Raw genomic sequence first — 22,052 nt, 5'->3', positions numbered from 1 at the left:
GATGGCCCGTCTCGCGCAGACCGCCGGTCTGACCGACGTCCAGCAGGAGATCCTCTCCACCGTCCGGGACTTCGTGGACAAGGAGATCATCCCGGTCGCCACCGAACTGGAGCACCGCGACGAGTACCCGCAGGACATCGTCGACGGGCTCAGGGAGCTCGGCCTGTTCGGCCTGATGATCCCCGAGGAGTACGGGGGCCTGGGCGAGTCGCTGCTGACCTACGCCCTGTGCGTCGAGGAGATCGCCCGCGGCTGGATGTCGGTGTCCGGGATCATCAACACGCACTTCATCGTGGCGTACATGCTCAAGCAGCACGGCACCGAGGAACAGAAGGACCACTTCCTGCCCCGCATGGCCGCCGGCGACATCAGGGGCGCCTTCTCCATGTCCGAGCCCGCGCTGGGCTCCGACGTCTCGGCGATCTCCTCGAAGGCGGTGCAGGACGGCGAGGAGTACGTCCTGAACGGCCAGAAGATGTGGCTCACCAACGGCGGTACGTCGTCCCTGGTGGCCGTCCTGGTGAAGAGTGACGAGGGTCACTCCCCCTCGGAGGCGGCCGCCGCGCCCCACAGGTCGATGACGACCTTCCTGGTGGAGAAGGAGCCCGGCTTCGGCGAGGTCCGACCCGGCCTGACCGTCCCCGGCAAGATCGACAAGATGGGCTACAAGGGCGTCGACACCACCGAGCTCGTCATGGACGGCCTGCGCATTCCGGCCAATCGGGTCCTCGGCGGCACCACCGGCCGAGGTTTTTACCAAATGATGGACGGTGTCGAGGTGGGCCGCGTCAATGTGGCGGCCCGTGGCTGCGGCGTCGCTCAGCGTGCCTTCGAACTCGGTGTCCGCTACGCCCAGCAGCGTCACACTTTCGGCAAGCAGATCGCCCAGCACCAGGCCATCCAGTTCAAGCTGGCGGAGATGGCTACCAAGGTGGAGGCGGCGCATGCGATGATGGTGAACGCTGCACGCAAAAAGGACTCGGGCGAACGAAACGACCTGGAAGCGGGGATGGCCAAGTACCTCGCCTCCGAGTACTGCAAGGAGGTCGTGGAGGACGCCTTCCGGATCCACGGCGGATACGGCTTCTCCAAGGAGTACGAGATCGAGCGCCTCTACCGCGAGGCCCCGATGCTGCTCATCGGCGAAGGCACCGCCGAGATCCAGAAAATGATCATCGGCCGCCGACTGCTCGAAGAGTATCGATTCCAGGGTTAGATGTCCGGATACGGGGTGTTTTCTTGGAGAACAAGGTCACACCCCGTAGGCAGTGTTCGGCCGCCGACTCGGCTTCCTGGCTTACCCAGTTGCGGCAGGAAGCCGCTACGATCGCCGGAAAGCCGCCGTCCCCCGTCAGAGCGCGGCATCATCCGCTACGAAGGTCATCCATGCCCCACAGCCAAACCTCTGCACCCCGCGACAGCCTCGCCGGCGTACGCCTCGCGCGCGGAGCCTCGCCGTGGCTCCTGCCGACCGTCGCCACCGCAGCCGTCAGCCTTCTGCGGGCCCGCCGTTCCGGCACCGCCAAGGCCGTCGCCGTCCCCGCCACCGCGCTCGCGGCCGGGATGCTGTGGTTCTTCCGCGACCCCGAGCGCGAGATCACCCACGGCCGGGTCGTCTCGCCCGCCGACGGAGTGGTGCAGAGCATCATGCCGTGGAAGGACGGCCGCACCCGCGTCGCGATCTTCATGAGCCCGCTCAACGTCCACGTGAACCGCGCCCCGCTGTCGGGCACGGTGACGTCGGTCGAGCACGTCCCCGGCGGCTTCGTTCCTGCTTTCAACAAGGAGAGCGAGAACAACGAGCGCGTCGTGTGGCACTTCGACACCGAGCTCGGCGACATCGAGATGATCCAGATCGCCGGCGCGGTGGCCCGCCGCATCGTCCCGTACGTGCCGCAGGGCACCAAGGTCGAGCAGGGCGACAGGGTCGGTCTGATCCGCTTCGGCTCCCGCGTCGACCTGTACCTGCCGGAGGGCGTGGAGGTCGACGTCGAGGTGGGGCAGAAGACGGTGGCTGGGGTGACTCGCATTGACCGTGATTGATCCACAGACCCAGGCGGGATGGGTGCCGGAGGCAGACGAGGTGGACGACGAGGAGGAGATGCCGCTCTCGCTCCGCCTTTCGATAGCGGACACGCTCACGCTCGGCAACGCCACGTGCGGGTTCATGGCGGTGTACTTCACCACCACCGGCATCCTCATCCCGCACCTCATGGGCAGCGACGAGTCGGGCATGGCGCGGCACAGCGCGGCCACCGCGGTCATCCTGATGCTGTGCGCGGCAATCTTCGACCTGTTCGACGGACTGGTCGCCCGCAAGCTGCGCAGCTCGCCGATGGGCGCGGAGCTGGACAACCTCTCCGACCTGATCAGCTTCGGCCTCGCGCCGGCGTACTTCGTCCTCGTCTACGGCATGGTCGCGGACGACGCCTACCAGCGGGTGGCGGCGGTGGGGGCGATCGTGGTGCTCCTTGCGGTGGTGCTGCGGCTGGCGCGGTTCTCCTGCGTCACCGTCAAGGACGGCACCTTCCAGGGCATGCCGTCGCCGTTCGGCGCACTGACGGTCGTGTCCATCGTGCTGCTCGAACTGCCTTTCGTGGCGACGCTCCTCGCCATCATCGGCACGGCCTGGCTGATGGTGAGCCGGGTCGAGTACCCGAAGCCGCGGGGGCGCCTCGCCGTGGCGATGCTGTCGTGGATCGTCCTGTCGATGGGGCTGCTGGCGGGCTGGGCCTTCGACGCACCGAGCGGACAGCTGCTGCTGCAGACGGGGTGCGCGCTGCAGCTGGTGATGGGTGCGGTGATCCCCCTGTTCGCCACGGCCCGCCGGGTGAACAACTTCCGTGACAATCGCCGGGAGGCGCGGGCGGCGCAGTTGCCGTAGCGCTCCGCTGAGCGGGCCCCGGACCCGGGTCGGGTTCGGGGCCCTTCTGTTTGCGCGGGCCCCGGCGTCGGTGTCGGCGTCCCTGGGGGCTCTGCCCCCAGACCCCCGGGCCTATGCCCATCCACCACCCGACTCGGTGGGGAGAGGGGTGAGCCATCCAGCCCGTCCGGCGTTTGAGGACGAGACCCGTTCAGGGCCGAAACGGGGGTCTGGGGGCAGAGCCCCCAGGGTCGGGAATCGGAAGGGGCGGCGGGGTGAGACTCCGCTACGCGACGAAGTCCCGCGCGATGGACTCAGCTACCCGCTCCAGGATGGGCCCGGCATCCGCGATGCACTTCGCGACGTCCGGCTCGACATCCGTCAGCGGATACGCCCGACGGATCCCGGCCCGCCCCAGCACCTCCGCCGGCAGCGCGAGGCGCCCGCACACCGCGACGACCTCCTTGCCCGCCGCCCGTGCCGCTGCCGCGACGCCCGCCGGGGCCTTGCCGTGCAGGGTCTGCTCGTCCAGCGAGCCCTCCCCGGTGATCACCAGGTCCGCCCGCTCCAGCGCCGGCGCGAAGCCCAGCACGTCCAGCATCACCTCGATGCCGGGCCGGAACCGGGCGCCCAGCAGCATCGCGCCGAACCCGATGCCGCCCGCCGCGCCCGCGCCCGGGGACACGGCGTACCCGGCGGCCCGCGCGCCCACGCCCTCCGTCGCCTCCAGCACCTTCGCGAAGTGCGCGAGGGCCGCGTCCAGGGCCGTCACGTCGTCCGGCGTGGCGCCCTTCTGGGGCCCGTAGACCGCCGGGGCCCCCTTCGGTCCCGTGAGCGGATTGTCGACGTCGCTGGCGAGCACCAGCTCCACGTCCGCCAGCCGCGGGTCAAGCCCCGACAGGTCGGCCGAGACCAGCCCTGCGAGGCCGCCGCCGCCCGGCGCCACGGGCTTCCCGTCCGCGTCCAGGAACCGCGCGCCCAGCGCGGTCAGCATGCCGGCACCGCCGTCCGTGGTGGCGCTGCCGCCCACCCCGAAGACGACGGTCCGGGCCCCGGCGTCCAGCGCGGCCCGCAGCAGCTCGCCCGAGCCGTACGTGGACGCGGTGAGCGGGGCGAGGATTCCGCCCGGCAACCGGTGCAGTCCGCCGGCCTCCGCCATCTCCACCACGGCGGTGCCCTCGCGCAGCGCGTACGCCGCCGTCACCTCGTCGCCGAGGGGACCGGAGACCCGCACCTCCCGGCGCTCGAACCCGGCCGCGACGGCCGCGGCCACCGTGCCGTCGCCGCCGTCGGCCACGGGCAGCGCCTCCACCCGGACGTCCGGCACGACACGGCGCAGCCCTGCCGTGACCCGCTCGGCGACCTCGACGGCCGTCAGCGATCCCTTGAACTTGTCCGCGGCGACGAGCACCCGGCGGGTCCCGTCCACAGCAGCGTCAGCCACCTTGATCTCCCCTTGCTCTCCGAGCCTTGCGCACGTCAAGGCAGTCGCGCCGCTGCGACCCTAACCGGAGGACACCCGGGCCGTCATGCCCCCCGACCACACCGTGGAACCGGCCGTGCACCCGCCCCGCCAGGTCGTGCTCCCGTCGCGGGGCGCCCGCTCGTTAGGCTTCCGGGATGAGCACTGCCGACTACGCCGCCTACATCGCAGGCCTCCCCCGTGTCCTCGCCGGCGCCGCCGCCGTCTTCCGGGACGCCCGGGGGCGGGTGCTGCTCGTCGAGCCCAACTACCGCGAGGGATGGGCGCTGCCGGGCGGGACGATCGAGTCCGACGACGGGGAGGGTCCGCGGCGGGGCGCGTGGCGCGAGACCCTCGAGGAGATCGGTCTCGACCTGCGGATCGGCAGACTGCTCGCGGTGGACTGGGTGAACGGTGTGGGCAGGCCGCCGATCGTCGCGTACCTCTACGACGGCGGGGTCCTGTCGGAGGACGACCTCAAGGCGATCCGGCTGCAGGAGGAGGAGCTGCTGTCCTGGAAGCTGGTGCCGCGCGAGGAGCTGGGCGAGCACCTGCTCGGCACGCTGCACGGCCGGGTGCTGGCCGCCCTGGACGTGCTGGCGGACGGATCGGGGACGGCCGAGCTGGAGAACGGCGTCCGGGTCGACCACTGACCCCGTCCGGTCAGAAGAGCGCCGAGCCCCGTTCGAAGTCCAGCAGGCGCTGCTTGCGTTCCAGGCCGCCGCCGTAGCCGGTGAGACCGCCGCTCGCGCCGATGACGCGGTGGCAGGGGACGATGATGCCGATCGGGTTGCGTCCGTTGGCGAGGCCCACGGCGCGGGAGGCGGCCGGGTTGCCGAGGGCGCCGGCGAGTTCGCCGTAGGTGCGGGTCTCGCCGTACGGGATCCTGCGGAGCTGGTCCCAGACCGTGCGCTGGAAGGGTGTCCCGTTCAGGCGCAGGGTGAGGCCGAAGTCCTTCAGGTCACCGGCGAAGTAGGCCGCCAGTTGCTCCGCTGCCTCGGCGAAGGGGCGTTCGTCGCGCTCACCGAAGGTCTCCTCGGGCGGGCGGTGGCGCTGGCCGGTCATGTAGAGGCCGCACAGGACGCCGTCCTCGGCGACGAGGGTGAGCGCGCCGTAGGGGCTCTCGATCACGGTGTGCTGTTTCACGGTGGGTCCTCGGAGGGGTGCACGGGAGGTGTGTACCGGCGGGATTTCGCCGGAGGGCTTCATACGGGCAGGAAGTTGATCGGGTGGCTGTCGGTCGCCCACAGGTACTGGACGGCATACGCCCGCCAGGGCCGCCAGGCCGCCGCGCGGGCGGTGAGCGCGGCCGGGGTGGCGGGCAGGCCCAGGTCGGCGGCGGCGCGGCGGATGCCGAGGTCGGTGGGGAGGAAGGCGTCGGGGTCGCCGAGGGCGCGCATGGCGATGACGTCGGCGGTCCAGGGGCCGAAGCCCGGCAGGTCGAGAAGGCGGGCGCGGGTCTCGGCCCAGTCGCACTCGACGCCCAGGTTGAGCGAGCCGTCGGCCAGCCGGGCCACCAGGGTGGTGAGGGTCGTGCGGCGGGTGCGGGGCATGGCCAGGGTCTGCGGGTCCACCGCCGCGAGCGCCCCGGTGGACGGGAAGAGGTGGGTCAGGCCGCCCTCGGGGTCGTCCACCGGCTCGCCGTGCGTGATGACCAGGCGGGCCGCGTGGGTGCGGGCGGCGGCGGTGGAGACCTGCTGGCCGAGCACGGCCCGTACGGCGAACTCCGCCTCGTCGACCGTGCGCGGGACACGCCGGCCGGGCCCCTTGTCGACGTGCGGCGCGAGCAGGGGGTCGGCACGCAGCTGGTCGTCGACCGCCACCGGGTCGGCGTCCAGGTCGAGCAGCCGCCGGCAGCGGCTGATGGCGACGGTCAGGTCGCGCGGGTCGCCGAGGGTGAGGCGGCAGGCGATGTGGTCGGGGTTCGGGGTGAGGGCCACGATGCCGTGACCGTAGGGCAGGCGCAGGGTGCGGCGGTACGCGCCGTCCCGCCACTCCTCCACGCCGGGTACGGCGGTGGCGGCGAGGTGCCCGAAGAGGTTGTCGGGGTTGAGCGGGGCGCGGAAGGGGAGGCGGAGGGACAGGGTACCGGGGGCGGGGTCCGGGGCGGTGCCGGCGCGGCGGCTCCCGGGGGCGCGGGTGCGCAGTTCGCGCGGGGAGAGCGCGTAGACCTCGCGGACCGTGTCGTTGAAGGCGCGGACGGAGGCGAAGCCGGCCGCGAAGGCGACGTCCGCCATGGGCAGCGGGGTGGTCTCGATCAGCAGCCGGGCGGTCTGGGCGCGCTGCGCGCGGGCGAGCGCGAGAGGGCCGGCGCCCAGTTCGGCGAGGAGTTGGCGTTCGACCTGCCGGGTGCTGTAGCCGAGGCGGGCGGCGAGCCCGGGCACGCCCTCGCGGTCCACGACGCCGTCGGCGATCAGGCGCATGGCGCGGGCGGTGAGGTCGGCGCGCCGGTTCCACTCGGGCGAGCCGGGGCTGGTGTCCGGACGGCAGCGCTTGCACGCCCGGAACCCGGCCTGCTGGCAGGCCGCCGCGCTCGGGTGGAAGGTCATGTTCCCGGGCTTGGGCGGCACCGCGGGGCAGCTGGGGCGGCAGTAGATCCCGGTCGTCAGGACGGCCGTGAAGAACCAGCCGTCGAAGCGCGCGTCCTTGGACCGGACAGCGCGCACGCAGCGCTCGGTGTCGGTGTGCATTCCCGTCTGCATGTCTCCAGGATGGTCCACCGGCCGGGCCGGGGCTGGCGGAAATCCGACATGGACGTGCTCCTTGCTGGACTCCTGCGGATCACCCGCGGATCACCGGGGGAACCAAGAGTGGACACCCCGGGTGATGCCCCGGCCGGTCACCCGCCGGATCGCTCCTGCCGCCAGGCCGACTCGCGCAGCAGCCGCAGACCGTTGAGGCCGACCAGTACGGTCGAGCCCTCGTGGCCCGCGACGCCCAGCGGCAGCGGCAGGTGGCCGATCAGGTCCCACAGGACGAGGACGGTGATGAAGGCCCCGGCGACGGCCAGGTTCTGCAGCACCAGCCGGCGCGCGCGGCGGGAGAGGCGTACGACGGCGGGTACGGCCGTCAGTTCGTCGCGCACGACGACCGCGTCGGCGGCTTCCAGGGCCAGGTCGGAACCGGCCCGGCCCATGGCGACGCCGGCGTGCGCGGCGGCCAGCGCGGGGGCGTCGTTGACGCCGTCGCCGACGAAGAGCACCTTGCGGCCGGCCCGCTCGCCCTCCCGTACGGCCTCGACCTTGTCCTCGGGCAGCAGGCCGGCGCGGACGTCGGTGATGCCGGTCGCGTCGGCGACGCGGGCGGCGGCGGCCGGGTGGTCGCCGGTGAGCAGGACGGGGGCGGTGCCGGTGAGGGCGGTGAGCGCGGCCGTGGCGGGGGCGGCGTCGGCGCGGAGGCGGTCGGTGAGGGCGAGGGTGCCGAGCGGCGTGCCGTCGCGGGTGATGCGGACGGTGGTCTCGGCGCCCTCGGGGGTGTCGGCGCGGCCGACGTGGACGCGGTGGCCGTCGACGAGCGCCGTGACTCCGTGTCCCGGGACGGCGGTGAAGTCCTGGGCGGCGGCGACCGGCAGGCCACGTCCGCGGGCGGCGCCCACGATCGCGCGGGCCAGCGGGTGCTCGCTGGGGTGCTCGGCCGCGGCGGCGAGGGCGAGGAGCCCGTCCTCGTCCACACCGGAGTCGGCCAGGGGGCGTACGGCGGTCACCTCGGGGGTGCCCTCGGTGAGGGTGCCGGTCTTGTCGAGGGCGGTGGTGTCGATCGCACCGAGGCGTTCCATGGCGACCGCGGACTTCACCAGGACGCCGTGCCGGCCCGCGTTGGCGATGGCGGACAGCAGCGGCGGCATCGTCGCGAGGACGACCGCGCAGGGCGAGGCGACGATCATGAAGGTCATGGCGCGCAGCAGGGCGTCCGTGAGGCCGGCGCCGAAGGCGAGCGGGATGCCGAAGACGGCGAGGGTGGCGATCACCACGCCGACCGAGTAGCGCTGCTCGATCTTCTCGATGAACAGCTGGGTCGGCGCCTTGGTGCGGGACGCCTCCTCGACCAGGGTGACGATACGGGCGATGACCGAGTCGGCGGGGTCGCGGCCGACCCGGACGCGCAGGGCGCCGGTGCCGTTGAGGGTGCCGGCGAACACGTCGTCGCCGGGGCGTTTGAGGGCGGGCACCGACTCGCCGGTGATGGTGGCCTGGTCGACCTCGCCGGTGCCGTCCAGGACCGTGCCGTCGGCGCCGATCCGCTCCCCCGGGCGGACCAGGACGGTGTCGCCGACGGCGAGTTCGGCGGTCGGGACGCTCTCCTCGCGGCCGTCGCGGACCCGGGTCGCGGTGGTGGGCGCGAGGTCGAGCAGGCCGCGCACGGAGTCGGCGGTGCGGGCGGTGGCCAGGGCCTCCAGGGCGCCGGAGGTGGCGAAGATGACGATCAGCAGGGCCCCGTCGAGGACCTGTCCGATGGAGGCGGCGCCCAGGGCCGCCACGATCATCAGCAGGTCGACGTCGAGGGTCTTCTCGCGCAGCGCCCGCAGGCCTTCGAGGGCGGGCTCCCAGCCTCCGGCGGCGTAGGCGATCGCGTACAGCGGTCCGTACGCCCAGGCGGGGGCGGAGCCGAGGTGGAGGGGCAGGGCCGCGAGGAAGGCCACGAGGGAGACGAGCGCCCAGCGGGCCTCGGCGAGGGCGAGGACACGGGTGCGGCGGCGGGGCGGCGCCGGGGCGGCGGGCGCGGTCGCGGGAGCGGTGGCGAGGGTCGTGGACACGCGCCCACCATACAGGAACACATGAAGACTGATTCATGCTTTCATTCGGACGTCCGTCCAGGTCTCGTCGGCCGGTGCGTAGGATGACCTCATGGGTCATGGAGCCGCCACCCCCGCGAAGGACACCGCCGAGCGGGTGCGCCTGGACGCGGAGAACGTCGCGAAGGTCGCCACGACCCTCCAGGCCCTCTCCACCCCGTCCAGGCTGCTGATCCTGGCCAGGTTGCGCGAAGGACCGCTCCCCGCCACCGAGTTGGCGGCGGAGGTGGGCATGGAGCAGTCGGCCTGCTCGCACCAGCTGCGGCTGCTGCGCAACCTCGGCCTGGTGGTCGGCGAGCGCCGGGGGCGTTCGGTGGTGTACGCCCTGCACGACGACCATGTCGCCGAGCTGCTCGACCAGGCCGTGTACCACGTCGAGCACCTGCGGCTGGGGATCAGCGACGCCGCCGGCTGACGGCGCCGCTGCTCCCCTCCTGTCTCTGCCTCCTGACCTGCCCGGTTACTCCGTCGCCGTCGGCCGCCGCGAGGCGCGCGTCGCGTCGCGGACGTCGGTGAGCGGGCGCAGCCGGTAGGTGTACGCGTAGTCCCGGTCGGCGAAGAGCTTGAACTCGTCGTGGGTGTGCGCGCCCCAGCTGTTGTCGCCGCCCACACCCATCTGGCGGTGGTTCAGGCGCAGGACGACCTCGTCCCTCGGGGTCAGCTGGTAGTCGTGCCGGACCCCTGCCGACAGGTCCTCCGGTGTGAAGTACGAGGCGTTGACCTCCAGCAGGGGTTCCCCGGAGACCAGCAGGCCGGCGCCGTGGCGGTCGGTGAGGGCGGCCCAGCGGACGTCCGTCTTGTTGCCGTTCTCCTGCGGGCGGATGTACGGGGTCCACTGCTCGGCGACGGTCCCGGAGTACAGGCCCACGTCCGTGCCGTCGTTGCGGTCCCAGTGGTTCTCCTCGGGCCCGCGGCCATACCAGTGCAGACGGTCCAGCCGGCGCGGCAGGAACAGCATCGTCCCGACCTCTGGAATGTACGGCAGGCTCGCGGAGCCCGGGTGCAGCGTGTTGTCGACCTTGATCTCGCCGTTGCCGAACACCGTGTACGTCGTGGAGTACGCCGATTCGGCGGTGGTGGGCAGGGTGCCGGTGACCTCGATCTCGACGGCGCGGTCGCCGAGGGCCCGCACGGCGACGTCGGTGACCTTCCGGCGGGCGCCCGCGTCGCGCCAGGTCTGGTTGCGGGTGTGCTGGCCGTTGCCCTTGTCGTTGTCGGTGGGCGCCCGCCAGAAGTTGGGCACCGGTCCCGAGGTGATCAGACGGGTGCCCTTCACCTCGTAGGAGGTGAGGGTGCCGGTGCGCCTGTCGACGGTGACCGAGAAGTCCTTGCCGGTGACCCTGACCTCCTGGTCGCGGTCCTCGTGGCGCAGGGCCGGGACGCTCCGCAGCCGCGCGGCTCCCACGGCGGGGGCGTCGGACTCGACGGGCAGCTGGGTCCGGGCCACCTCGAAGCCGGCCTTCGCCCAGGGGGTGGACTCCCGGGTGGTGAAGGAGACTTCCAGGAAGTACTCGGTGCCGGGGTCCGGGTCGTGCGGCAGCCGGACGGGGACGGTGATCTTCTTGCCGGCGCCCGGGGCCACGTCCAGCTGGTCGCGGGTGAGCTTCCCGCGCCGTACGGCCTTGCCGTCGGCGACGAGTGCCCAGTGGCCGTCGAACTCGCGGAGGTTGGTGAACAGGTACTCGTTGGTGAGGGTGACGTCGCCGGGGCCGCCGCCGGGGGTGCGGGCGGCGTGGGCGGCCTGGTAGATGCGCTTGACCTGGGCGGCCTTGCCGGTGTGCCCGCGGTCGGCGGTGATGATGCCGTCCGCGACGAAGGCGCCGTCGTTGGGGTTGTCGCCCCAGTCGCCGCCGTAGGCGAGGAAGGTCTTGTCGCCGGGCCGCTTCTTCTCGCTCTTCACGCTCGCGGCGTCGAACCAGAACCGGACACCGTCGTCGCCGGGGCCCCGGTCGTCCGAGGCCAGTTCGGCGGCGGGGAGGGCGCGGGCGTAGACGCGGGCGCGGCGGACGGTGCCGCTGAACTCGCGGATCTGGTTGTCGGCGTCGGTGGCGAGCGAGAGGGGCGCGGTGTTGCTGCTGGGGCGCCGGTCGGTGGTGCGGGTGGCGCGCTCGACGCCGTCGACGTACAGGGTGAGGGCACCGGCGTCCGCGTCGAAGACGCCCGCGAGGTGGTGCTCGCGGCCGGTCCAGTCGTCCGGCACGTCCCAGGTCGCGGTGATCCACTGGCCCTCGGAGTGGATGAAGAACTCCAGCGTACGGCCGTTCTGCTTGAGCGCGTACTGGGTGTCGCCCTTGGCGACGATCGGCTGGTGGTACCCCGTCACGTGCGGGGTGATCCAGGCCTCCAGGGTCAGCGAGCCGGTGAGGTCGAGGCTGTCGTCGCGCTCGAAGACCGTGATGCCGGACAGGCCCTTGTCCCGGTCGAGGGTGCCGCGGGTGGCGAGGATCTCGCCGCGCAGCCCGGCGGGTCCCTCCTCGGTGAGCAGGGTGCGGGCGGGCACGGGCGTGTACAGGGACTGGTCGACGAAGTCCCAGATCCAGCCGCCCTGGAGGACGTCGTGGGCGCGCACGATGTCCCAGTACTTCTTGAGGTTGCCGGTCGAGTTCCCCATCGAGTGGGCGTACTCGATCATGACGTAGGGCCGGGTGTCGGAGGTGTCCCGGGCCCGTTCCTCGACACGCTGCGGGGTGTCGTACATGTTCGAGCGGATGTCGCTGATGCCGGGGCTGTCGTCGCTCTCGTACTGGATGACGCGGGTGGAGTCGTAGGAGCGGATCCAGTCGTGCATGGCGTTGAAGGTGCTGCCGCCGCCCGCCTCGTTGCCCAGCGACCAGATGACGACCGAGGCGTGGTTCTTGTCGCGGTGGACCATGTTCTGGGCGCGGGCCACGCAGAGGGTGGTCCAGTCGGGGTGGTCGCCCGGGTACTCGGTGTTGATCCCGTGGGTCTCCAGGTTGGTCTCGTCGACGAGGTAGAGGCCGTACTCGTCGGCCAGTTCCAGCCAGTACGGGTTGTTCGGGTAGTGCGAGGTGCGGACGCTGTTCATGTTCATCCGCTTGATGATTCTGATGTCCTCGACCATGTCCTCGCGGGTGAGGGCGGTACCGCGGGAGGGGTGCATCTCGTGGCGGTTGGTGCCGCGCAGCGAGACGGGCTCGCCGTTGATCCGCATCAGGCCGTCCCTGAGCACGAACTCGCGGAAGCCGACCCGGTGGGAGAGGGTCTCCGTCACCTTGCCCGCGGGGTCCCGCAGGCGGAGCACCGCGGTGTAGAGGTTCGGGTGCTCGGCCGACCAGAGCCGGGGCTTCGGCACGGCCTTCGCGGCCCGCACGGTGACGTCCTCGCCGGCGCCCGCCCCGCCCACGTCGACGGGCTGCTCCAGCGGCCGGGCCCAGACGGCGTGGCCGCGGGCGTCGTAGAGCTGGGTCTCGACCGTGTAGCGGCCGGTGCCGCCCTCGCCGTACGCCCGCACGCTCGCGGTGACGGCCAGTTCGGCGTCCGTGTAGGTGTCGTCGAGCGGGGTGTCGAGGCGGAAGTCGCGCAGGTGCACGGCGGGTGTGGAGTAGAGGTGGACCGAGCGGAAGATGCCGCTCAGCCGGATCATGTCCTGGTCCTCCAGCCAGTCGCCGTCGGCGTAGCGGTACACCTCGACGGCGATCTGGTTGGTGCCGGGCTTCAGGTGGTCGGTGATGTCGTACTCGGAGGGCGTGTAGGAGTCCTCGTCGTAGCCGACCAGTTCGCCGTTGATCCACACGTAGTGGGCGGACTTGACGCCCTCGAAGTGGAGGAAGGTGCGGCGGCCCTTCCAGTCGCGGGGCACGGTGAAGGTGCGCCGGTACTGGCCGACCGGGTTGTAGCGGGTCGGCGCGGCGGGCGGCTGCGGGTCCTCGCCGAGGCCGTTGGGGCCCCAGTACGGGTAGGTGATGTTCAGGTAGATCGGGAAGTCGTGGCCGTGCAGCTGCCACACGGACGGTACGGGGATCGTGTCCCAGTCGCCGTCGTCGGTGTCGGTGCGGTGGAAGTCGGGGTCGCGGTCCTCGGGGCGGTCGGCGTAGGCGAACTTCCAGTTGCCGTCGAGGCTGAGCCGGTACGGCGAGCCGGCGCGGTCGCCGGCGAGGGCCGATCTCACGTCCGGGTACGGGGTGAGCGTGGTGTGCGGCGGCTCGGTGCCGACCCGGAAGACGTCGAAGTCCTTCCACTCCGGCGTCGCGGCGTCGGCCGCCGCCCGGCGTCCGGACGCGGACGCCGGTGCGGACGCGGACAGGGCGAGGGCGCCGAGGACGGCGGCACCGCCCTCCAGGAGACGGCGGCGGCTGACGACCGGGCGGGCGGGGAGGAGGGGGGATCCTGCGGGTGACACGGGCGAGTGCGGCATGACCGTGGCCTTCCGTGGGCTTCGGGGGCGGCTCAACGCACGGTGCTGGGACAGCAGTTGACGTTGGGGAAATACACAACTGCCGGTGACGCGGCGACTACTGGGTCAGGGTCACCCTAGGACCCGAACACAACCGAATCAATTATCCCGTCGGGGTTTGTTCGTTCCTGGTGAGCGGGTTTCTGCCAGGTGCCGCCGGCCGCCCCCGAAGCCCGGGCCGACGCGGGGGTCAGCCCTCCTGCACGCCCGCCGCCCCCGACTCGATCACGAAGGCCTTGTCGGTGCGCACCGGTGCGCCGGGCCGGGTGACGTAGTCGACCACCCGGTAGTCGGCGGTGTACAGGTCCCTGGAGACCGAGCAGCGCACGTAGCCGCGGCGGGCGCTGTAGTACTTGGTGTGCGGGTTCTCGTCCCAGTACACCTGGCCGGGGTCGTGGGTGGCCGAGCCGTCGCCGCCGGAGGTGATCGAGGTGGTGACGAACTCGCTGCCCAGCACCTTGGTCTCGGGGCGCTCGAAGTCGCGGCGCAGGTCGTTGGTCCAGTTGTTGTGCACGTCGCCGGTGAGGACGACGAAGTTGTCGATGCCGCGCTCCTCGACGTAGCCGAGGACCCGGTCGCGGGAGGCGCGGTAGCCGTCCCAGCCGTCGTTGTAGCCGGCGTCGTCCGGACCGGCGACGGCGTCCCAGTTGGCGAAGTAGATCTGCTGGGGGACGACGTTCCAGGTGGACCGGGAGCGTGACAGGCTCCGCTCCAGCCAGGCGTGCTGCTCGTCGCCCAGGATGGTCGCCTTCGGGTCCCACTGGTCGGGACCGCCGACCTGCCACTGGTCGTCGTAGGGCTGGTCGGTGCGGTACTGGCGGCTGTCCAGCACGCTGAAGGTCGCGGTGGAGCCGTACTCCAGACGCCGGTACAGCGGCAGCGCGGTGTCCACCGGCTTGCGGAAGCGGCGCAGCGGCATGTGCTCCCAGTACGCCTGGTAGGCGGCGCGGCGGCGGGCGGCGAAGTGCGCGGTGGTGTCGTTGCCCTGGCCGGCGTCGTCGTTCTCCGGGGTGAGGCCGGCGTAGTTGTTGTCGGTCTCGTGGTCGTCCCAGGTGACGACGAAGGGCGCGGTGGCGTGCAGCAGCCTGAGGTCGGGGTCGGTCTTGTACTGGGCGTGCCGCGCGCGGTACTCGGCGAGCGTGTTGATCTCGTCGCCGTGGTGTGTGCGCACCTTGCCGTTGACGCCGGCGGCGTACTCGTAGAGGTAGTCGCCGAGGTGGAAGACGACGTCGGGGCGCTCCTCGGCCATGTGCCGGTACGCCGTGAAGTGGCCCTGTTCCCAGTTGGCGCAGGAGGCGAAGGCGAAGTCGACGGTGGGCGAGGTGCCCGGGGCCGGGGCGGTGCGGGTGCGGCCGACCGGGGAGATCTCTTCGCCGGCCCGGAAGCGGTAGTAGTACTCGTGGTGGGGGCGCAGGCCGCGCACGTCGGCGTGGACGGTGTGCGCCTCCGCGGGCACGGCGTGCTCCACGCCGGTGCGGACGACCTTCCGGAAGCGCTCGTCGAGGGCGACCTCCCAGCGCACGGCGACGGAACGATTCGGCATGCCGCCGTCGTCGTCCAGGGGCTTGGGGGCGAGGCGGGTCCAGAGCACGACGCCGTCGGGCAGCGGGTCGCCCGAGGCGACGCCGAGCCGGAAGGGGTCGGCCGGGACACGTCCCGGTGCGGCGGCCGCGACGGAACCGGAGCCGGTGCCGAGCAGCACGGCACCGGCACCGGCGGCGCCCGCGATGCCGAGGAATCCCCTTCTCTTCAGGGCGTGGGGGGAGCTGAAGCGCGGCGGGGTCATCGAACCTCCAGAGGACGGACGGCCGGACGACCACCAGGCAAACGCCGCGGGGTGAACCGCGGATTCTGCCTTCATGGCCCGCGCTTGACCGATACATGTCCTTACTGGAGCCCGACAACGGCGCGGATCGGGCGACGCGGGGGTGAGGGTGGAGGGGGGTGGAGTCGAGGGGAGGGTGGAGACGGAGGCCAGGGTGGAGGTGGAGGTCGACTACCGCACCAGGCAGGGCCGCTTGGCGTCGAACTCCCAGTCCGGGACCAGGTAGCGCATCGCGGCGGCGTCGTCGCGGGCGCCCAGGGCCTTGGTCCGGTACAGCTCGTGCGCGGCGAGGAGGCGGTCCATGTCCAGCCGCACGCCGAGCCCTGGGGCGTCCGGCACGGCGATCTCGCCGTCGACGATGCGCGGTGGCGCCACGGTGAGCCGCTCCAGGCCCTCCTGCCAGATCCAGTGTGTGTCCAGGGCGTTGTAGGCACCGGGGGCCGCGGCGCCGCAGTGCGTGACCATCGCCAGGGAGATGTCGAAGTGGTTGTTGGAGTGGCAGCCCCAGGTCAGGCCCATCGCGTTGCACAGCTGTGCGACACGCACCGAGCCCTGCATGGTCCAGAAGTGCGGGTCCGCCAACGGGATCGAGACCGACTGCAGGGCGAGCGCGTGGGTGAGCTGGCGCCAGTCGGTGGCGATCATGTTGGTCGCGGTGGGCAGGCCGGTGGCGCGGCGGAACTCGGCGAGCACCTCGCGTCCGGAGTATCCGTCCTCGGCACCGCAGGGGTCCTCGGCGTAGGCGAGGGTGCCCACCAGGGGCGCGCACAGCTCGACGGCCTCGCGCAGCGACCAGGCTCCGTTGGGGTCGAGGGTGACGCGGGCCTCGGGGAAGCGGTCCTTGAGCGCGCGGACCGCCCGGACCTCCTCGGCACCGTCGAGGACGCCGCCCTTGAGCTTGAAGTCACGGAAGCCGTAGAGGTCGTAGGTGGCCTCGGCCTGGCGTACGACGGCCTCGGGGGTGAGCGCCTCCTCGTGCCGGATGCGGTACCAGGCGGCGTCCGCGTCGGGTTCGCGGACGTACTCCAGGTCCGTGCGGCCGGGGTCGCCGACGTAGAAGAGGTAGCCGAGCACCCGCACCGAGTCGCGCTGCTGTCCGTCGCCGAGGAGGGCCGCGACCGGCACGTCGAGGTGCTGGCCGAGGAGGTCGAGGAGGGCCGACTCGACGGCGGTGACGGCGTGCACCGTGGTCCTGAGGTCGAAGGTCTGCGCGCCGCGTCCGCCGGAGTCCCGGTCGGCGAAGCGGTCGCCGATCGCCCGCAGGACGCGCTTGTGGTCGCCGACCTTCGCGCCGAGCACCAGGGACTCGGCGTCGCGCAACGTTCGGGTGATCTTCTCGCCGCCCGGCACCTCGCCGAGGCCGGTGCGTCCCTCGGAGTCCGTCAGGACCACGACGTTGCGGGTGAAGTAGGGGCCGTGGGCGCCGGAGAGGTTCAGTTCCATGCAGTCGCGGCCCGCGACGGGGTAGACGGCGAAGCCGGTGACGGTCGGCTGGCTCGTGGTCATGGCTGCTTCGGACTCCTTGTGTGCGGGCGGGTTCGAGGGTGCGGCGGGGGTCACAGGCCGATGCCGTCGACGATCTGTTCCATGATGAGGACGCCGCCCAGGCCGAGGACCGACAGGACCGTCGTGTAGCTGGTGCGGACCTTGATCGCCTGGGTGACCGAGAGGTTGAAGTACTCCTTGAACAGCCAGAAGCCGGGGTCGTTGACGTGCGAGAAGGCGATCGACCCGCAGGAGACGGCGAGCACCATGATCTCGGGGCTCACCCCGCCTCCGGCGACCATGGGCAGCACCACTCCGGAGGCCGTGACGACGGCGACCGTCGCCGAGCCGAGGGCGATGCGGAGGATGACCGCGATGAGCCAGGCGAGGATGATCGGCGAGACGGACCAGCCGCCGGTGACGTCCTTGATGTAGTCGGAGATGCCGCCCTCGACGAGGACGTTCTTGAAGGCTCCGCCGGCACCGATCACCAGGAGGATCATGGCCATCGCCTGGGCCGCGGAGCCGCAGGAGGCGCTGACGTCCGCGAGGCTCCGGCCGATCCTCGGCCCGAAGGCCCAGACGGCCAGGCACAGGGTGAGCAGCAGGGCGACCGGCGCGGAGCCGAGGAACGCGACGGTGTGCAGCAGCGGTGTCTCGTCGGAGTCGGCCATGTCGATCACGGCGGCGCCGGCGATCAGGACGACGGGGAAGAGCGCGACGAGCAGCGACCAGCCGAGGCCGGGCATCTCCTCGTCGGTGAACTCGCGCTCGCTGACCAGGCCCTTGGGTATGGAGGGCGACATGGCCCGCACGAACGGCAGCCGCGGCCAGAGCAGCGCGATGAACGCGCCGATCGGGACGGCGATGAACAGTCCGTAGAACAGGGTCAGTCCGACGGAGGCGTGGAAGGTCGCGGCGACGGCGGTGGGGCCGGGGTGCGGCGGCAGGAAGCTGTGCATCGTGGACAGGGCGATCGACATCGGCAGACCGACCCACAGCAGGTTCGCCCTGGTGACGCGGACCAGGGTGAAGGCGATGGGCACGATGATGACGAAGGCCACCTCGTAGAACATCGTCACGCCGATGAGCATCGAGGTGGCCACCATGGCGACCTGCACCCAGCGTGGTCCGAAGGCGTCGAGCATCGTGCCGGCGATGCGCTGGGCGGCGCCGGAGTCGCCCATGATCCGGCCGACCATGGCACCGAGCCCGATGACGAGCATGGTGTCGCCGATCTGCCCGCCGATGCCCTCCGAGAGGACGTCGGGTATCTCGGCGACGGGTATGCCCTGCACCACGGCGACGCCCACGGCCACGAGGAGCAGGGCCGCGAAGCCGTTGAGTTTCAGCCGGGTCATCAGCAACAGCAGGACCAGTACGCTGATTCCGACTACGACGAGTGGCATGTCTCAGCTCCCCTTTGAACTGTGGGACGGGCGGCCGAACCTGACGGCGTGGGGTGGCGGGCGACGGTGTCAGCGTCTGTGCCGCGTGCCGGTGCCGGTGCCGGTGGCGGTGGCGGTGGCGATCGTGGCCGGGGTGCGGCCGCGGTCGGTCGCGGCGCCGGCCGGCCCGTCCTGCCGGGCTGGAGCGGACATGGTCGATCTCCTGGGCCTGGGGGGAAGCGGCAGCGGCGCCGCGAGTGGTCCGAGCCACGGAACCGGTGACTGAGATGACGGTAGGGATCTCTCCGATGCACGTCTATGTCGAATTTTGTAGCTTGCAATACCTTTCTTGAATGATCATGGCGCGCCGCCGCATGGCCGTGGCGTGGCGGACGGGTGTCGGGCGGATGTCGGAGTGGGCGTCGGAGCGGATGTCAGAGATGCCGCAGGAGCGCGTCCAGAGCCGGGTTGTCGTTGGTGGCGCGCCACACCAGGTTCAGTTCGACCGGCTTCGGGTCCGGCAGGTCGACCTCGCGGAAGACGATCCCGCCGTGGCGCATCAGGGACGCGCTCTCGGGCACCAGGGCGAGGCCCCAGCCCCCGCTGACCAGGGCCAGGATGCTGTGCACCTGCGCGAGGTACTGGGTGAACGTCGGCCGGACGTCGACGGCGCGGAAGATGCCGACCAGCAACTCGTGGAAGTAACGGGCCTCGATCGGCGAGTACATCAGGAAGTCCTCGCCGGCCAGCTCCCCCAGGGGCATCGGTCCCCGTCCGCCGGCCGCCCGGTGTCCGGCGGGCAGGGCGGCCAGCAGGCCCTCCCGCACCGCCGGGCGCGAGAGGAGGTCCGCACCGGTGCTCATGGGCCGTACCAGACCGAGGTCGAGCGAGCCCTCCCCCAGGGCCTTGAGCTGGTCCCGGGTGACGAGTTCCTGGAGCTGGATCTCCACGCCCGGCAGGGCCGCCTGCGCGGTGTGGAGGAGGTCGCCGAGGGCCGAGTAGGAACTGGCGGCCGTGAACCCGACGGCGATGGCGCCGACCTCGCCGGTGGACACGCGGCGCACGGCGAGCGCGGCATGCTCGGACTGGCGCAGGATGCGACGCGCCTCCACCAGGAACGCCCGGCCCGCGGGGGTCAGCCGCACCGTCCGGTTGGTCCGGTCGAGCAGTTGCACGCGCAGCTCGTTCTCCAGCAGCTGGATCTGCCGGCTCAGCGGCGGCTGCGTCATGCTCAGCCGCTCCGCGGCACGGGTGAAGTGCAGTTCTTCCGCGACCGCCACAAAACTCGTCAGCTGGGCCAGAGTGAACACTGATGCGCTCCAGGTATTGATGGATCCAAAAGCTGTGTTGGACGTGAATCATTCGCGACCGTAGCGTCTGGCGGTGACCGCCTCGCCTCCAGGGGCGCACGACGTACGGACATGAAGTGGTGAGCACGACGAACACGACATCCCCCACCGCCTGCTCCGCCGGGCCCTCCACCGCACTTCCCGTCGCCCGGACCGGTGGCGAGGCCGTCCTCGACCGGATCTCCTGGCTCCGTCTCTCGTCGGTGACACTGCCGCTCACGACGCCGATCAGCGACGCGAAGGTCTTCACCGGCCGTCAGAAGCCCATGACGGAGGTCGCCTTCCTCTTCGTGGAGGTCGCGACCGAGCAGGGGCACGAGGGCATCGGCTTCGGCTACTCGAAGCGGGCCGGCGGGCCGGGTCAGTTCGCCCACGCCAGGGAGATCGCCGGGGAACTGCTCGGCGAGGACCCGAGCGACATCGGCAGGCTCTGGACGAAGCTCGTCTGGGCCGGCGCCTCGGTGGGCCGCAGCGGCCTCGCCACCCAGGCGGTCGCGGCCTTCGACATCGCCCTGTGGGACCTGAAGGCCAAGCGGGCCGGCCTGCCCCTGGCCAAACTCCTCGGCGCGCACCGCGACTCGGTGCGCTGCTACAACACCTCCGGGGGCTTCCTGCACACGCCCACCGAGCAGGTCCTGGAGAACGCCACCGCCTCCCTCGAAAGCGGCATCGGCGGCATCAAGCTCAAGGTCGGCCACCCCGACGGGAAGTACGACCTGGCCCGTCTCACGGCGGTGCGCGAGCACATCGGCGACGGCGTACCGCTCATGGTCGACGCCAACCAGCAGTGGGACCGGCCGACCGCGCAGCGCATGGGCCGCGCCCTGGAGCCCTTCGGCCTCACCTGGATCGAGGAACCCCTCGACGCCTACGACGCCCAGGGCCACGCCGCGCTCGCCGCCGCCCTGGACACCCCCGTCGCCACCGGCGAGATGCTCTCCAGTGTCGCCGAGCACATGGAACTGATCCGCCACGGCGCCGCCGACGTCGTCCAGCCCGACGCGCCCCGCATCGGCGGCATCACCCAGTTCCTCAAGCTCGCCGCGCTCGCCGAGCACCACCGCCTCCAGCTCGCGCCGCACTTCGCCATGGAGATCCACCTGCACCTGGCCGCGGCCTACCCGACCGAGCCGTGGGTGGAGCACTTCGACTGGCTGGAGCCCCTGTTCAACGAGCGCCTGGAGATCCGCGACGGCCGCATGCACGTCTCCGGCCGCCCCGGCCTCGGCTTCACCCTCAGCGACCGGGCCCGCGCCTGGACCGTCGCCACGCACGAGGCCGGCACCCGTCCCTGACCCCACCGTCCCCACCGTCCCCACCGTCCCCTCCGTCCCCTCCGTCCCCTCCGGGCCGACTTCCTTCCGGCCCGGCACCGTTCCGGACCGACCTTCCCTCCGGAACCCGGCGCGGGCGGCGCCGACACGGACAGCCGCGCCGTCCCCGCGTCCCTCGCCTCCCCTCGCATTCCCACGCAACCCCTCGCATCCCCTCGCATCTCCATGTACGACTCACTCAGGAGCAGTCCATGACGTCCTTCTCCCCCGCAGAGCTCGGCCGCCGCATCGGCTCCGGGCTGCTGTCGTTCCCCGTGACCCACTTCCGCGACGACCTCTCCTTCGACGAGGACGCCTACCGCGAGAACATCGTCCGCCTCGGCGAGTACGACGTCGGAGGCCTCTTCGCGGCCGGCGGCACCGGCGAGTTCTTCTCCCTGACGCCGGCCGAGGTCGAACGGGTCGTCACCGCGGCCGTGCGGAGCGCACCCGAGGGCACCCCGATCCTCGCCCCGGCGGGCTACGGCACCGCCACCGCGGTCGAGTTCGCCGCCGCCGCCGAGCGCGCGGGCGCCGACGGCATCCTGCTCTTCCCGCCGTACCTCACCGAGGCGTCGCCGGAGGGTCTCGCGCGGCACGTCGAGGAGGTGTGCCGGGCCACGTCCCTGGGCGTGGTCGTCTACAGCCGCGCCAACGCGGTCTACTCCGCCGACGTCGTCGCCCGCCTGGCGGACCGCTGCCCGAACCTGGTCGGCTACAAGGACGGCGTGGGCGACATCGACACCATCACCCGCGTCCACGCCCGGCTCGGCGACCGCCTCACCTACATCGGGGGCCTGCCCACCGCGGAGACGTACGCGCTCCCCTACCTCCAACTGGGCGTGACCACCTACTCCTCGGCCATCTTCAACTTCCTGCCCGGGTTCGCCCTGGACTTCTACGCCGCCGTACGCGCACTGCGCCAGGACGACGTGACCCGGATGCTGTCGGAGTTCGTCCTGCCGTACACCGAGATCCGCAACCGGCGGGCGGGCTACGCGGTGAGCATCGTCAAGGCGGGCATGACCGCCACCGGTCACGGCGCGGGCCCGGTCCGGCCGCCGCTGACGGACCTGACCGAGCAGGAGTACGAGGAACTGTCGGCCCTGGTCGCCCGGGTGTCGGCGTAACGGTTCCGCGGCGGGGACACGCTGCGTCCCC

The 22,052-nt window shown here is 71.8% G+C and carries 17 protein-coding genes; 7 read left to right on the top strand and 10 right to left on the bottom strand.

The window, feature by feature from the left end; all coding sequences use genetic code 11:
* The first annotated feature begins 1 nt into the window (after position 1).
* The 3 genes from HZS56_RS10580 (at position 2) to pssA (ending at position 2,884) form a co-directional block, all read left to right on the top strand.
* Complete coding sequence (locus HZS56_RS10580; protein WP_216720476.1) at positions 2-1,216, top strand: acyl-CoA dehydrogenase family protein; 1,215 nt, start codon at positions 2-4, stop codon at positions 1,214-1,216.
* A 170-nt stretch (positions 1,217-1,386) separates the two neighbouring features.
* Positions 1,387-2,043 carry a phosphatidylserine decarboxylase gene (locus HZS56_RS10575; protein WP_216720475.1) on the top strand — a complete coding sequence of 219 codons (657 nt, stop codon included), beginning with the start codon at positions 1,387-1,389 and terminating at the stop codon, positions 2,041-2,043.
* A gap of 22 nt (positions 2,044-2,065) precedes the next feature.
* Complete coding sequence (pssA, locus tag HZS56_RS10570; protein WP_031037634.1) at positions 2,066-2,884, top strand: CDP-diacylglycerol--serine O-phosphatidyltransferase; 819 nt, start codon at positions 2,066-2,068, stop codon at positions 2,882-2,884.
* 265 nt (positions 2,885-3,149) lie between these two features.
* On the opposite strand, the gene HZS56_RS10565 is transcribed toward pssA, so the two are convergent.
* Positions 3,150-4,274: a glycerate kinase gene (locus HZS56_RS10565; protein WP_216720503.1), complete on the bottom strand. Its 1,125-nt coding sequence runs from the start codon at positions 4,272-4,274 to the stop codon at positions 3,150-3,152.
* 209 nt (positions 4,275-4,483) lie between these two features.
* Between HZS56_RS10565 and HZS56_RS10560 the strand changes: the two genes are divergently transcribed.
* Positions 4,484-4,978, top strand: coding sequence for an NUDIX domain-containing protein (locus HZS56_RS10560; RefSeq protein ID WP_216720474.1), 495 nt, complete (start codon positions 4,484-4,486; stop codon positions 4,976-4,978).
* Between the two features lie 10 nt (positions 4,979-4,988).
* On the opposite strand, the gene HZS56_RS10555 is transcribed toward HZS56_RS10560, so the two are convergent.
* From HZS56_RS10555 to HZS56_RS10545, 3 genes are all read right to left on the bottom strand, one after another.
* The gene (locus HZS56_RS10555) at positions 4,989-5,471 is read right to left on the bottom strand and encodes a methylated-DNA--[protein]-cysteine S-methyltransferase (protein WP_216720473.1); all 483 of its coding nucleotides are present in this window, start codon (positions 5,469-5,471) and stop codon (positions 4,989-4,991) included.
* 59 nt (positions 5,472-5,530) lie between these two features.
* Complete coding sequence (locus HZS56_RS10550; protein WP_301543004.1) at positions 5,531-7,027, bottom strand: DNA-3-methyladenine glycosylase 2 family protein; 1,497 nt, start codon at positions 7,025-7,027, stop codon at positions 5,531-5,533.
* Between the two features lie 137 nt (positions 7,028-7,164).
* On the bottom strand, positions 7,165-9,078 hold the full coding sequence (locus HZS56_RS10545) for a heavy metal translocating P-type ATPase (RefSeq protein WP_216720472.1): 1,914 nt from the start codon (positions 9,076-9,078) through the stop codon (positions 7,165-7,167).
* A gap of 91 nt (positions 9,079-9,169) precedes the next feature.
* Between HZS56_RS10545 and HZS56_RS10540 the strand changes: the two genes are divergently transcribed.
* Positions 9,170-9,532 carry an ArsR/SmtB family transcription factor gene (locus HZS56_RS10540; protein WP_216720471.1) on the top strand — a complete coding sequence of 121 codons (363 nt, stop codon included), beginning with the start codon at positions 9,170-9,172 and terminating at the stop codon, positions 9,530-9,532.
* A gap of 45 nt (positions 9,533-9,577) precedes the next feature.
* Here HZS56_RS10540 and HZS56_RS10535 read toward each other — a convergent pair whose 3' ends face one another.
* The 6 genes from HZS56_RS10535 to HZS56_RS10515 form a co-directional block, all read right to left on the bottom strand.
* A complete protein-coding gene (locus HZS56_RS10535; RefSeq protein ID WP_216720470.1) occupies positions 9,578-13,492 on the bottom strand; it encodes a glycoside hydrolase family 2 TIM barrel-domain containing protein in 3,915 nt (1,304 codons plus the stop codon).
* 229 nt (positions 13,493-13,721) lie between these two features.
* Positions 13,722-15,317 (bottom strand): alkaline phosphatase D family protein, encoded by a 1,596-nt coding sequence (locus tag HZS56_RS10530; RefSeq protein WP_216720469.1) that lies wholly within the window; start codon positions 15,315-15,317, stop codon positions 13,722-13,724.
* A 210-nt stretch (positions 15,318-15,527) separates the two neighbouring features.
* Positions 15,528-16,862, bottom strand: a complete 1,335-nt coding sequence (locus HZS56_RS10525; RefSeq protein ID WP_216720468.1) for an enolase C-terminal domain-like protein — start codon at positions 16,860-16,862, stop codon at positions 15,528-15,530.
* A gap of 50 nt (positions 16,863-16,912) precedes the next feature.
* Positions 16,913-18,250: a gluconate:H+ symporter gene (locus HZS56_RS10520; protein WP_216720467.1), complete on the bottom strand. Its 1,338-nt coding sequence runs from the start codon at positions 18,248-18,250 to the stop codon at positions 16,913-16,915.
* Positions 18,251-18,319: 69 nt separating this feature from the next.
* The gene (locus HZS56_RS38710) at positions 18,320-18,442 is read right to left on the bottom strand and encodes a hypothetical protein (protein ID WP_301543003.1); all 123 of its coding nucleotides are present in this window, start codon (positions 18,440-18,442) and stop codon (positions 18,320-18,322) included.
* 221 nt (positions 18,443-18,663) lie between these two features.
* A complete protein-coding gene (locus tag HZS56_RS10515; protein ID WP_216720466.1) occupies positions 18,664-19,539 on the bottom strand; it encodes a LysR substrate-binding domain-containing protein in 876 nt (291 codons plus the stop codon).
* Between the two features lie 116 nt (positions 19,540-19,655).
* On the opposite strand from HZS56_RS10515, the gene HZS56_RS10510 reads away from it, so the two are divergent.
* A complete protein-coding gene (locus HZS56_RS10510; RefSeq protein WP_374201118.1) occupies positions 19,656-20,873 on the top strand; it encodes an L-talarate/galactarate dehydratase in 1,218 nt (405 codons plus the stop codon).
* Between the two features lie 230 nt (positions 20,874-21,103).
* Positions 21,104-22,021, top strand: a complete 918-nt coding sequence (kdgD, locus tag HZS56_RS10505; protein WP_216720464.1) for a 5-dehydro-4-deoxyglucarate dehydratase — start codon at positions 21,104-21,106, stop codon at positions 22,019-22,021.
* Positions 22,022-22,052: the final 31 nt, after the last annotated feature.

The organism is Streptomyces mayonensis (assembly GCF_018982965.1).
GTDB classification, from domain to species: Bacteria; Actinomycetota; Actinomycetes; order Streptomycetales; family Streptomycetaceae; genus Streptomyces; species Streptomyces mayonensis.
The sequence above is the reverse complement of the archived record's forward strand: the minus strand, read 5'-3'. Positions and strand labels throughout refer to the sequence as shown.